Source organism: Streptomyces sp. NPDC059010, assembly GCF_042740355.1.
Classification (GTDB): domain Bacteria; phylum Actinomycetota; class Actinomycetes; order Streptomycetales; family Streptomycetaceae; genus Streptomyces.
This window is the reverse complement of the sequence record NZ_JBHYJA010000018.1, coordinates 190,435-202,589: the sequence shown is the minus strand read 5'-3', so window position 1 is coordinate 202,589 and position 12,155 is coordinate 190,435. Positions and strand designations below refer to the sequence as shown.

Genomic DNA, 12,155 nt, shown 5'->3' with positions numbered 1-12,155 from the left:
GCGGGGGGGGCCCGCGGGGGTGGGGCCAACGCCGACGGCGGGGGGTTCCTCCCCCCCCCCGGATTTGTTAATCCCCCCATCCCGCTATCGACATATCGATAAGGCAACACAACCAACAACGATCGCGCATTCAACGACAGAGCTCTTGACGCATCCCTCACACCGGGGCAAGACTCCCGTCCATCGGTCGGCATTGTCGAACACCTACCGGCAATACGCGCTAGAGTGTGACAGTGCCAAGGGCCGGCATCGCCCTCACCCCCGAGGGCAACGCGAACCACCGGTGGGACCCGGGGTTCGGCTTCCCCTGGACGAAGGACAAAGGAGTCGCGGGTGTCCAGCTCCGACATCTTCATCGGCGAGACCATCGGTACCGCCATACTCATCCTGCTCGGCGGTGGCGTCTGCGCCGCCGTCACGCTGAAGGCCTCCAAGGCTCGCAACGCCGGCTGGCTCGCCATCACCTTCGGGTGGGGCTTCGCAGTGCTCACGGCGGTCTACACCTCGGCGCCGCTGTCCGGCGCCCATCTGAACCCGGCCGTGACGGTCGCTCTCGCGATCAAGGACAACGACTGGAGCAACGTTCCGACGTACCTCGCCGGTCAGTTCCTCGGCGCCATGATCGGTGCGGCTCTGGTCTGGGTCGCCTACTACGGCCAGTTCCACGCCCACCTCACCGACAAGGAGATCGTGGGCGGCCCGGGTGCGCAGGCCACGGCGGCCAAGGCCGTCGAGGCCCAGGAGAAGGGCGCCGGCCCGGTCCTGGGCGTCTTCTCCACCGGTCCCGAGATCCGGAACGTGGTGCAGAACCTTCTGACGGAGATCATCGGCACCGTCGTGCTGGTGCTCGCCATCCTCACGCAGGGCCTCAACAACAACGGTGACGGCCTCGGCCCGATCGGCGCACTGATCGTCGCGCTCGTCGTCGTCTCGATCGGTCTGTCCCTGGGCGGCCCGACCGGCTACGCGATCAACCCGGCCCGTGACCTCGGTCCGCGTATCGTGCACGCCCTTCTGCCCCTCCCGAACAAGGGCGGCTCCGACTGGGGCTACGCCTGGATCCCGGTGGTCGGTCCAGTGATCGGCGCGGCGATCGCCGCAGGCATCTACAACGTGGCATTCGCCTAAGAGAACCGAGCTTCACCCATTCGAGTGAGAAGCACCGAAACTCTCAGCGCACGCCGTACGTAAAGCCCCATAACCACGGAACTTCCAGGAGTAGACAGTGACCGACGCGCACACCGCCGGCCCCTTCATCGCAGCCATCGACCAGGGCACGACTTCCAGCCGCTGCATCGTCTTCGACCGCGACGGACGCATCGTCTCCGTCGACCAGAAGGAGCACGAGCAGATCTTCCCGAAGCCGGGCTGGGTCGAGCACGACGCCAACGAGATCTGGACCAACGTCCAGGAGGTCGTCGCCGGAGCCGTCCAGAAGGCCGGCATCACCCGTGACGACATCAAGGCCATCGGCATCACCAACCAGCGCGAGACCACCGTGCTGTGGGACAAGAACACCGGTGAGCCCGTCCACAACGCCATCGTCTGGCAGGACACCCGCACCGACGGGCTCTGCAAGGAGCTCGGCCGCAACGTCGGGCAGGACCGCTTCCGCCGTGAGACCGGTCTCCCCCTCGCCTCCTACTTCGCCGGTCCCAAGGCCCGCTGGCTGCTGGACAACGTCGAGGGTCTGAAGGAGCGCGCCGAGGCGGGCGACATCCTCTTCGGCACCATGGACACCTGGGTCATCTGGAACCTGACCGGCGGTGTCGACGGCGGCAAGCACGTCACCGACGTCACCAACGCGTCCCGCACCATGCTGATGAACCTGCACACCATGGAGTGGGACGACAAGATCGCCGAGTCGATCGGCGTGCCGCTGCAGATCCTGCCCGAGATCCGGTCCTCCGCCGAGGTCTACGGCGAGATCACCGGCGGCAAGCTGGGCGACCTGCTCGGCGGCATCCCGGTCGCCTCCGCGCTCGGTGACCAGCAGGCGGCCCTGTTCGGCCAGACCTGTTTCGCCGAGGGCGAGACCAAGTCGACGTACGGCACCGGCACCTTCATGGTGATGAACACCGGCGACAAGATCATCAACTCCTACGCCGGTCTGCTGACCACCGTCGGCTACAAGATCGGTGACCAGGACACGGTGTACGCCCTGGAGGGCTCGATCGCCGTCACCGGTTCGCTGGTGCAGTGGATGCGCGACCAGATGGGCCTGATCTCCACCGCCGCCGAGATCGAGACGCTCGCGCTCTCGGTCGAGGACAACGGCGGCGCCTACTTCGTGCCGGCCTTCTCCGGTCTGTTCGCCCCGCACTGGCGCTCCGACGCCCGCGGTGTGATCGCCGGTCTGACCCGGTACGTCACCAAGGCGCACCTCGCGCGTGCCGTCCTGGAGGCCACCGCCTGGCAGACCCGGGAGATCGCCGACGCCATGGTCAAGGACTCCGGCGTCGAGCTGGTGACCCTCAAGGTCGACGGCGGCATGACCGCGAACAACCTGCTGATGCAGCAGCTCTCGGACGTCCTGGACGCGCCCGTGGTGCGTCCGATGGTCGCCGAGACCACCTGCCTCGGTGCCGCCTACGCCGCCGGTCTCGCCGTCGGCTTCTGGTCCAGCACGGACGAACTGCGCGCCAACTGGCGCCGGGCCGCCGAGTGGACCCCCCGCATGGACGCGGAGACCCGCGACCGTGAGTACAAGAGCTGGCTCAAGGCCGTTGACCGGACCATGGGCTGGATCGAGGACGACGAGAGCTGACGACCGCCGCCAGCCCTCGAACTCTGATGAGGAGTAAGAACCCGAAATGACCAGTCAGTCCACCCTGCAGTCCGTGCCTGCCCTCGGTACGCGCCCGGCCTCCGGCTTCAACCCGAGCCGAGCCGAGACCCGGGAGCAGCTCGCCAAGGCGTCGTACGACCTTCTCGTGATCGGCGGCGGCATCCTGGGCATCTCCACCGCCTGGCACGCCGCGCAGTCCGGCCTCAGGGTGGCTCTGGTCGACGCCGGCGACTTCGCCGGCGCCACCTCCTCCGCCTCCTCCAAGCTGCTCCACGGCGGTCTGCGCTACCTGCAGACCGGCGCGGTGAAGCTGGTGGCGGAGAACCACTTCGAGCGCCGTGCGGTCTCCCGCCAGGTGGCTCCCCACCTGGCGAACCCGCTCACGTTCTACCTCCCCGTGTACAAGGGCGGGCCGCACGGCGCCGCGAAGCTCGGGGCGGGCGTCTTCGCCTACTCCGCGCTCTCCGCGTTCGGTGACGGCGTCGGTCACCTCCTGTCCCCCGCCAAGGCGGCGCAGGACGTGCCCGAGCTGCGCACCGACAATCTCAAGGCCGTGGCCGTGTACGGCGACGACCAGATGAACGACGCGCGCATGGCGCTGATGACGGTCCGCGCGGCCGTCGAGGCGGGCGCGGTCGTGCTCAACCACGCCGAGGTCACCGGCCTGCGCTTCACCAAGGGCCGGGTGACCGGCGCGGAGCTGAAGGACCGGCAGTCCGGTGACGAGTTCGGGGTGAGCGCCCGTCTCGTGCTGAACGCGACCGGGCCGTGGGTCGATCACCTGCGCAAGATGGAGGACCCGAACGCCGCTCCGTCGATCCGTCTGTCGAAGGGCGCGCATCTGGTCCTGAAGCGGACCTCGCCCTGGAAGGCCGCGCTCGCCACCCCGATCGACAAGTACCGCATCACGTTCGCCCTGCCGTGGGAGGACATGCTGCTGCTCGGGACCACGGACGAGGAGTTCGAGGGCGACCCGGCGGATGTCGCGGTCACCGAGAAGGACACGGCCCAGATACTCGACGAGGCCGCGTTCTCCATCCGGGACCAGCAGCTGGACCGGGATCTGATCACCTACGCCTTCGCGGGTCTGCGGGTGCTGCCGGGCGGTCCCGGTGACACGGCGAAGGCCAAGCGCGAGACCGTCGTGACCGAGGGCAAGGGCGGCATGCTGTCCGTCGCGGGCGGCAAGTGGACGACCTTCCGGCACATCGGCCGCACCATCATGAAGAAGCTGGAGGCGCTGCCCGGCGCTCCGCTGGGTGACGACTTCGAGCCGATCGCCTCGCTGCCGAAGAAGCTGCCGCTGCCCGGTATCGCCAACCCGCGCGCGGTCGCCCACCGTCTGCTGACCGACCGTCCGGCGCCGGGTCCGCGCATGGCGGCCGACACGGCGAGGCACCTGGCCACGCACTACGGCTCCCTGGCCTTCGACATCGCCCGCATCGCCAACGAGAACCCGGAGCTGGGCGAGCGCGTCCACCCGGACGCCCCGGAGATCTGGGCCCAGGTCGTCTACGCCCGGGACAACGAGTGGGCCGAGACGCCGGACGACGTGCTGCGCCGCCGTACGACGCTGACGATCCGCGGTCTGGCGACGGACGACGTCCGCGCGAAGGTGCAGGACCTGCTCGACAAGAAGTAGGTCCCGCAAAGCAAGTCTCGGACAGCGCCGAGGGAGGTTTCTGCCGGATGAGTCTCCCTCGGCGTCTGGTCCGGCCACTCCCCTGACCGGCCGGACCACACCGGGGCGGCCCCATCCGCACGGGGCCGACCACCGCGGAAGGGGCGGCTCCACGCCGACGGAGCCGCCCCTTTCGCATGCCCTGTGCCCGCCGGCCGCGAGGCTCGTCAGACGAGCGCCCGCACCAGCTCCGGTGTCGTCAACTCCTCGCGCCGGACGATCAGTTCACGTCCCAGCAGCAGCGCCCGCCGGGACGCCGGGACCGCGTCGGGCAGGGTCGTGAGGTCGGTCAGGTGGGCGAAGCCGATGATGCGGCGGACGAGTTCGGTACCGGCGTAGCCGAGGGATTCCGTCCAGACGCGGCGCAGGAAGCGGTCCAGATAAGCGTCGTCGAAGAAGGTGTCGACACGGGTCGGCCACAGGCGGCGGAACTCCGTCTCGAACGCCTCCCAGGACAGCCGGAGTTGGTTCGCGTGGTCGCTCAACACACCCAAGGCACGCGCCCGTTCCTCCGAGACCAGGACGTTGGCCCAGTACAGGCCGAGGTCGTAGCCGATCGGGCCGACGAAGGAGAACTCCGGGTCGAAGACACGGACGACGGGGGTGCCGGCGCGCTCGCCGACCATGACGCTCCCGGTGTGCAGGTCGCCGTGGAGCAGGGCCTGGCCGCTGGTCATGAAGGTGTGGCGGAGGTCGGCGACCTCGGTGCGCAGCCGGGTGTCGGCGCGGAACCGTGCCGCCAGGTCGTCCAGGCCCTCGTGCCAGTGGTTGTGCTCGTGCTCGACGTACGGCTCGGAGAGGACCACATCCTCGGTGATCCTGCACAGCTCGGGGTTGACCGAGGAGGAGATCAGGGCCTTGCGGTCGGCGGAGGTCATGCCGAAGTCGCTGGTGGCGAAGGAGAGCCTGGCGACGAGCCGGCCGATCTGGGGCGAGGTGTGCGGGCCGTACGGCGCGCCGTCGTTGAGGACCGTGCGCAGGACCTCCAGGTCGGAGAGGTCCTCCATGACGAGGGCGTGGTTCTCGGGGTCGTAGCCGTGGATCGCGGGGATGTCGTCCGGGGCGACCTTGGCGAGCTGCTCGTAGGCGCGGGCCTCGGCGTCGGAGCGGTCGGGGCTGAGCGGCCAGGACGGGCCCGCGACGCGTACCCAGGGCAGGGCCTGCTTGAGGGCGAGGCTGCGGGTTCCGGCGGCGTTCGAGGCGAGGAAGACGCGGTTGACGTTGCCGTCCGACACCTCCCGCACCCGGATGTCGGCCGGGTCCGCCCAGTGGCCCCGCTCGTGCAGGTAGCCGGGGATGTCGTCGGTCTCCAGGATGCGGTAGCCCATGCTGCGAACTCCTCGAACTTCCTTATGCGGTACGGCGCTTGGACAGGGTGAAGCTGAAGACCAGGGCGAGGATGAGGACCGCGCCCTCGACGACGTCCTGGGTGTAGTACGGCAGGCCCTTGATGGTCAGGCCGGTCGTGATGATCCCGATGAGGACGGCGCCGAGGGCCGTGCCCCACACGTTCGGCCGGCCCCGGCCGAGGACCGAGGTGCCGACCAGCGCGACCGCCACCGCCTCCAGGAGCTGGGACGTACCGGCGGACACGTCGCCCTGTCCGATGCGGGCCGCCAGGATCAGGCCGCCGGTCGCGGCGAGGACGCCGGAGAGGACGTACGCCAGCGCCCGGTAGGCGCCCACGCGGATGCCGGCCAGCCGGGCGGCCTCGGGGTTGGCGCCGATGGCGTACAGGACCCGGCCCCAGCGGGTGCGGGCGAGGAAGACCCAGGCGGCGATGGTCAGTCCGCCGAAGACCAGGACCGAGATCGGGACACCGAGGACCGTGCCGCGGTCGATCCTCAGGAAGCCGTCGGTGAACCTGCCGGGGGCCGTGGTCCCGTCGTCCAGCGTCATGCCGGGGGTGATGGACTGACCGTCGACCAGGATGAGTTTGGTGCCCTGGATGACGAACATGGTGCCGAGGGTGGCCAGCATGTCGGGGATCTTCAGGACGACGATGAGGAGGGCGTTGAGCAGCCCGGCGAGCGCGCCCGCCGCCAGCACGGCGATGATCGCCACGGTGCCGATCTGGTTGAGGACGACCATCGTGTGCGCGGCGACCGAGACACCGAGTCCGGCCACCGCTCCGACGGACATGTCCATTCCGCCGACGGCCATGGTGACGGTGACGCCCAGGCCGAGGATGGCGGCGACGGAGACATAGCGGAGTGTGTCGAGGAGGGTCGCCGACTCGCGGAAGGAGCCCTCGCTCAGCGCGAAGTACAGGAAGAGCGCGACCGTGACGAAGATGAACCCGTACTTGATGACGGCGTTCTGGACGCGCAGGGCGGTGGAGTCGGCGGGCGGGAGCGCCGCCTTGACGGGCACCTCGGTGCTCTGTGTGGTGGTCATTCGGTGCTCTGTGTGGTGTTCATGGGGTGCTTCCCTGGACTTCCCTGGACTTCGTGGGGGCGGGGCGGCGTCACACGGACGCCGAGATGGTCTGGATGACGCGGTCGCGTCGGGCGTCCTCGCCGTGTGCGTCGAGGTGGATCTCTCCGGCGGCCAGTACCACGACGCGGTCGGCGACCTCCAGTACCTCGTCGACGTCGGCGGACAGGACGAGGACGGCGGCCCCCTCGGCGGCCAGCGCCCGGGCGCGGCGGCCGATGTCGCGGCGGGCGCCGATGTCCACGCCCCGGAAGGGCTCGTCCAGGATGAGGACGCGGGGCGCCCGGGCTAGCCAGCGGCCCACGACCACCTTCTGCTGGTTGCCGCCGGACAGTTCCTCGACGGTGCTGTGCTCGTCGCGGGCCACGACACCGAGGGCGTCGATGGTGTCGCGGCCGAGGGCGTCCTCCTTCGCGTGCTGGACGAGGCCCAGCCGGGACAGCGACTTCAGGAACGGCAGGGAGATGTTCCGCGCCAGTGACCAGCCGGGGACGAGGGCGTCGGCGTGCCGGTCCTCGGGGACGAGGTGGACGCCGGCCCGGATGGCGTCGGCGGGACGGCGGGGTGCGTAGGGCCTGCCGTCGAGTTCGACCGCGCCGGATGTGAAGGGCTCGGCGCCGAACAGGCCGCGGGCCAGCTCGGTCTTGCCCGCGCCCAACAGGCCCACCACTCCCGTGACTTCACCGGCGTGCAGGTCGAGGTCCAGGGGTGCCCGGCCCTCGAAGAGCCGTACGCCACGCAGCGACAGCGCCACGTCACCGGGCCGTCCGTCACCACCGGACATCCCGTCACCACCGGATCTCCCGTCATCACCGGAGCCCCCTTCCCGGACCGGCCGTGCCGTCGTGGCCTCCTGCGCCTGGGCGAGCATCGCGCGCAGGGCGCTGTCCCAGTCGAAGGGCTTGGCCTGGTCCTCGGTGAGGTGCCCGTCCCGCAGGACGACCAGCCGGTCGGCCAGGGCGTCGATCTCGCCGAGGCGGTGGGAGACGTAGAGCACGGCGATGCCGTCGTCCCGCATCCTCTCCACGAGCGCGAAGAGCCGCTGCGCCTCGGCCGCGGACAGCGCCGATGTCGGCTCGTCGAGGATCAGCAGCCGGGGGCGGGTGGCCAGGGCTCGGGCGAGGGTCAGCAACTGGCGGTCGGACACGCCGAGTTCGGTGACGTCGCCACGCAGCACCGCGTCGCTCCAGTCGAGGCCGAGGGCGGCCTGGATCTCGCGCGCGCGGGCGAGGACGCGGCGTCCGCCCAGGAAGGGGTTGCCGCGCTGCTGTGCCAGTTCCTCGAAGACGAGGTTCTCGGCGACCGTGAGGCCGGGGACGATGCCCTCGCCGATGCGCTGGTGCACCGTCTGGATGCCCAGCTGGCGGGCGGCGAGCGGAGATTGGAGAGTCGCGGGCTCCCCTGCGACCCGTATCTCCCCGCTGTGGTCGGTGTGCACGCCCGACAGGATCTTGATCAGCGTGGACTTGCCGGCGCCGTTCGCACCGAGCAGCGCGACGACGCTGCCGGGCGCGATGTCCAGCGAGACGGAGGCGAGCACCGCCTTGCCACCGAAGGACTTGCCGACGCCCCGCAGCGCGACCGCGGGGACAGCCTCCGCGCCCCCGGCGCCCCCGCTCCGCTCAGTGGGCGACATTCGCGATCCAGTCGGCCGTGCTGACCTCGGCCAGGTTCAGGGCGGGCAACGCCGCGCGCAGCTGGTCCATGTTCGCGATCTTCTTCTCGCGCAGGAAGTCCTGGGTGATGGCGACGGCCGGGAACTCGACGGAGTCCTTGTTCAGTTGACCGGCCAGCTCCAGGGCGGTCGTACGGACGACGGCGGCGCCGACCGCCGACGGGTCGGTGCCCGCCGTGGCGACCCACGGGCTGTCGCTCGCGGTCATGTTCTGGATGTCGGCATTGGAGACGTCGGCGCCGAAGACCTTCACCTTGCCCTGGAGCTTCTTGTTCTGGACGGCGAGGACGGTGCCCTTGGCGAGTTCGTCGTAAGGGGCGAAGACGCCGGCGACGTCGGGGTGCTGGGTGAGCGCGGCGGACACCAGCGGCACGTTGTCCGTGGCCGTGGAGTCGGTCACCTTGCCGACCTTGAACTCCTGCTTCCAGCGCTGTGCGCCGACCGTCGACTTCCAGACGCTGTCGCGCTTGTCGAGGGCGGCGTATCCGGCCACGTTGACGTAGCCGACCCTGGCGGACTCGCCGACCTCCTTCGCCATCACGTCGAGGACGGCACGGGCCATGCTCGCGTCGTCCTGCTTGGTGCTGACGACGCCCTTGGTGGAGGTCTCCACGTCGTAGACGACGACCTGGACGCCCTTCTTCACAGCCTTGTCGATCTCCGGCTGGATGGTGGCCGGAAAGCCGTGGTCGATGATGATGGCCTGCGCACCGGAGTTGATGGCCGAGGACAGGTCGGTGGCCTGCTTGGCGTTGTCGGCCTGGGCGTCGTACACGGTGAGGTCGATCCCGATGGCCTTGGCCTGCGCCTTCGCGCCGTTGCCCCACTGCTCGAAGTAGTCGCCGGCGCCGCTCTGCCGGACCAGGGCCACCTTGACGGCGCCCTTGCTGAACGGTGCCGGCTTCGCACCGGTGGCGGCCGCGGCCGAGGCGGCGGTGTTCCCGGAGTTCTGGGAGGCGTCCGTGGACTGCGAGCAGCCCGCGAGGAGGAACGCGGAGACGGAGGCGAGGGAGAGCGCGGCAAGGGGCACGCGGGCACGGGACATGACGGGGCTCCAGGTACGAGGAAAGGGCGGGGAGTTGCCGGACCCGGAGCGGTGACACCGATGTGCGAACGGCCGGCGCGCGGCCGGTCGAGGGCGGCCCGCGAGAGCGCGGGCGCGGGGGAGCTCCGGATGAGGTCAGCGACAGCTGGCCGTGGTCGACCGGAGCAAGTCCACGTACAGCCGCCGCACGAGCAGCAGCGTCTTCATACGGAGATCATGGGAACGATTTCAGCCAGGCGTCAAAGCGATGGAAGCGGTTTCTCACCACGTGAGACAACGACTAGGTCACACCCTGTCGACACGTCGACAGACCCCCGACGGAGTTACGATCACGGAACCGGCACCCGAACCGGCACAGTGAGGCCCTGATGACGACACCCCGCGCGACAGCGGTCCGCATGCCCCGCATGCGCTGCTGTCCCGGCGCGATGTGTCGCGGCTGACCGGCGCTGATCAGCCCTCCGCCCCTGCGCCCTTCCCGCCTCCCCTCCCGGGTGCTTGTCTCGGTACCCGGCCCCCCTTCCAGTTCCAGGAGTTGCCCCCATGACCCTGCTGACGACCTGGCCCGAGTCCGGACCGGACACCCTGGTCCGCCGCACCTCCGACCCCGCCGAGATCGCCGAGGCCCTCAAGCCGCTGGGCGTGCGCTACGAGCAGTGGCCGGTCCGCGCCGACGTGCCGTTCGACGCCGACAGCGACACCGTGTTCGCGGCGTACGGCCCGGAGATCGACCGGCTCAACGCCGAGGAGGGCTTCACCACCGTCGACGTGCTGGGCCTGCACCCCGGCGACGACCCGGAGTACCCGGTGAAGGCGAAGGCGGCCCGCGAGAAGTTCCTGCAGGAGCACACGCACGACGACGATGACGAGGTCCGCTTCTTCGTCTCCGGCTCCGGCATCTTCTATCTGCATGTGAACGGCGAGGTGCACGCGGTCTACTGCGAGAAGGGCGACCTGCTGGGCGTGCCGCGCGGCACGACGCACTGGTTCGACATGGGCACGAAGCCGTCGTTCACCGCGATCCGCTTCTTCCACGAGGAGGACGGCTGGATCGGCAACTTCACCGGCTCCCCCATCTCCTCCCGCTTCCCGGACTACGACACGATCGCGGCCGGCTACGAGGCCGACAAGGGAGCCGCGTGACCGTGCCGGGCCTGCGTTTCGACGTGGACGCCGTGGTGCTCGACATCGAGGGCACCACGAGCGCCACCGGTTTCGTCGTGGACGTGCTGTACCCGTACTCCCGCGCCCGGTTCGGCGCGCTGCTGGCCGAGCGCGGCGACGACCCGGAGGTGGCGCGGGCGGTCGCCCAGGTGCGGGAGCTGACCGGCGACCCGCGGGCCGATGCGGCCGCCGTGGAGAAGGCGCTGGGCGCCTGGCTGGACGAGGACCGCAAGGCCACGCCGCTGAAGACCCTTCAGGGCATCATCTGGTCCGAGGGGTTCGCCCGCGGCGACCTCGTGTCGCACTTCTACGACGACGTCGTTCCGCGTCTGCGGGCGTGGCACTCGGCGGGCGTACGGCTGTACGTCTACTCGTCGGGGTCGGTGGCGGCCCAGCGGGCGTGGTTCACCAACAGCCCGGAGGGCGACCTGACGTCGCTGGTCTCCGGGCTGTACGACACCGAGAACGCGGGCGCCAAGCAGGAGCCGGAGTCGTACCGCCGTATCGCCGGGTCGACCGGCGTCGCGCCGGGCCGTCTCCTCTTCCTCTCCGACCGGCCGGGCGAACTGGACGCGGCCCGTGCGGCGGGCTGGCGGACGGTCGGGGTCCGGCGGCCCGGGGAGCCGTACTACGAGCAGGGCGTCGGCGACCATCCGCAGGCGGCGACGTTCGACGAGATCACCCTCACCACTTCCGGGAGCAGCACGTGACCGACCCGATCAGCCAGTCCGACCTGGAGGAGGCGGGCGCGGTGCTGGCCGCCGAGTCCGCCCGGTTCGCGTCCTTCGGCTGGATGCGGGGCACCTCCGGCAACCTGTCCGTGGTGATGTCCCGCGATCCGCTGCGGCTCGCGGTCACCGCCAGCGGCCACGACAAGGGCGAACTGACGCCCGCGGACGTGGTGCTGGTCGACGGGCAGGGCGCCGCGGTGAACGGCGGCAAGCCGTCAGCCGAGGCCGCACTGCACGCGCGCGTGGCCGCGCTGACCGGTGCCGGGGCGGTGGTCCACGTCCACACGGTCGCGTCCGTCGCGATAGGGCGCCGCGAGCCCGGCGGCATCGTGTTCCGGGACCTGGAGATGCTCAAGGGTGTCGGACAGCCCGCCCACGACGTCGAGGTGACGCTCCCGGTCATCGCCAACAGCCAGGACATGAAGGTCCTCGGCGACCGTCTGGAGGGCGCGCGCGACCCCCGCATGCCCGCGGTGGTCGTGGCCGGACACGGTCTGTACGTCTGGGGCGAGAGCCCGCGCCAGGCCCGGCATCACACCGAAGTGGTGGAGTGGCTGCTGGAGTTGGAGCTCGCTCAGCGCTGACCATCCGTGCCGCACGACGGACCTGCCCCTTGGGACGCGTCCGCGGTCAGG

At 70.2% G+C, this 12,155-nt stretch carries 10 protein-coding genes; 6 read left to right on the top strand and 4 right to left on the bottom strand.

Features of this window, described 5'->3' with window-relative positions; all coding sequences use genetic code 11:
• Positions 1-333: 333 nt before the first annotated feature.
• The 3 genes from ACFWYS_RS21630 (at position 334) to ACFWYS_RS21620 (ending at position 4,430) form a co-directional block, all read left to right on the top strand.
• On the top strand, positions 334-1,128 hold the full coding sequence (locus tag ACFWYS_RS21630; protein WP_384771190.1) for an MIP/aquaporin family protein: 795 nt from the start codon (positions 334-336) through the stop codon (positions 1,126-1,128).
• 97 nt (positions 1,129-1,225) lie between these two features.
• Positions 1,226-2,767 (top strand): glycerol kinase GlpK, encoded by a 1,542-nt coding sequence (gene glpK / locus ACFWYS_RS21625; RefSeq protein WP_384771187.1) that lies wholly within the window; start codon positions 1,226-1,228, stop codon positions 2,765-2,767.
• A 46-nt stretch (positions 2,768-2,813) separates the two neighbouring features.
• Positions 2,814-4,430 (top strand): FAD-dependent oxidoreductase, encoded by a 1,617-nt coding sequence (locus ACFWYS_RS21620; protein ID WP_384771185.1) that lies wholly within the window; start codon positions 2,814-2,816, stop codon positions 4,428-4,430.
• Between the two features lie 206 nt (positions 4,431-4,636).
• Here ACFWYS_RS21620 and mtnK read toward each other — a convergent pair whose 3' ends face one another.
• From mtnK to ACFWYS_RS21600, 4 genes are all read right to left on the bottom strand, one after another.
• Positions 4,637-5,797, bottom strand: coding sequence for an S-methyl-5-thioribose kinase (mtnK, locus tag ACFWYS_RS21615; protein ID WP_384771182.1), 1,161 nt, complete (start codon positions 5,795-5,797; stop codon positions 4,637-4,639).
• Positions 5,798-5,819: 22 nt separating this feature from the next.
• On the bottom strand, positions 5,820-6,866 hold the full coding sequence (locus tag ACFWYS_RS21610) for an ABC transporter permease (protein ID WP_384771180.1): 1,047 nt from the start codon (positions 6,864-6,866) through the stop codon (positions 5,820-5,822).
• Positions 6,867-6,936: 70 nt separating this feature from the next.
• The gene (locus ACFWYS_RS21605; protein WP_384771177.1) at positions 6,937-8,541 is read right to left on the bottom strand and encodes a sugar ABC transporter ATP-binding protein; all 1,605 of its coding nucleotides are present in this window, start codon (positions 8,539-8,541) and stop codon (positions 6,937-6,939) included.
• Positions 8,528-9,625, bottom strand: a complete 1,098-nt coding sequence (locus ACFWYS_RS21600; RefSeq protein WP_384771174.1) for a substrate-binding domain-containing protein — start codon at positions 9,623-9,625, stop codon at positions 8,528-8,530. Before ACFWYS_RS21600 ends, ACFWYS_RS21605 begins: the two co-directional genes overlap by 14 nt.
• A 543-nt stretch (positions 9,626-10,168) precedes the next feature.
• Between ACFWYS_RS21600 and ACFWYS_RS21595 the strand changes: the two genes are divergently transcribed.
• Genes ACFWYS_RS21595 through mtnB form a run of 3 tightly spaced genes read left to right on the top strand, consistent with a single transcriptional unit; the run spans position 10,169 to position 12,104 of the window.
• On the top strand, positions 10,169-10,768 hold the full coding sequence (locus ACFWYS_RS21595; RefSeq protein ID WP_384771171.1) for an acireductone dioxygenase: 600 nt from the start codon (positions 10,169-10,171) through the stop codon (positions 10,766-10,768).
• On the top strand, positions 10,765-11,499 hold the full coding sequence (mtnC, locus tag ACFWYS_RS21590; protein ID WP_384771168.1) for an acireductone synthase: 735 nt from the start codon (positions 10,765-10,767) through the stop codon (positions 11,497-11,499). The genes ACFWYS_RS21595 and mtnC overlap by 4 nt, the downstream gene beginning before the upstream one ends.
• Positions 11,496-12,104 (top strand): methylthioribulose 1-phosphate dehydratase, encoded by a 609-nt coding sequence (gene mtnB / locus ACFWYS_RS21585; protein ID WP_384771166.1) that lies wholly within the window; start codon positions 11,496-11,498, stop codon positions 12,102-12,104. The genes mtnC and mtnB overlap by 4 nt, the downstream gene beginning before the upstream one ends.
• The last annotated feature ends 51 nt before the right edge of the window (positions 12,105-12,155 follow it).

Excerpts from the sequence above, each read along its gene's own strand:
- ACFWYS_RS21595 (WP_384771171.1), top strand. The coding sequence starts at position 10,169 with ATGACCCTGCTGACGACCTGGCCCGAGTCCGGACCGGACACCCTGGTC.
- ACFWYS_RS21605 (WP_384771177.1), bottom strand. The coding sequence starts at position 8,541 with ATGTCGCCCACTGAGCGGAGCGGGGGCGCCGGGGGCGCGGAGGCTGTC.
- mtnK (WP_384771182.1), bottom strand. The coding sequence starts at position 5,797 with ATGGGCTACCGCATCCTGGAGACCGACGACATCCCCGGCTACCTGCAC.
- ACFWYS_RS21610 (WP_384771180.1), bottom strand. The coding sequence starts at position 6,866 with ATGACCACCACACAGAGCACCGAGGTGCCCGTCAAGGCGGCGCTCCCG.
- ACFWYS_RS21620 (WP_384771185.1), top strand. The coding sequence starts at position 2,814 with ATGACCAGTCAGTCCACCCTGCAGTCCGTGCCTGCCCTCGGTACGCGC.
- ACFWYS_RS21600 (WP_384771174.1), bottom strand. The coding sequence starts at position 9,625 with ATGTCCCGTGCCCGCGTGCCCCTTGCCGCGCTCTCCCTCGCCTCCGTC.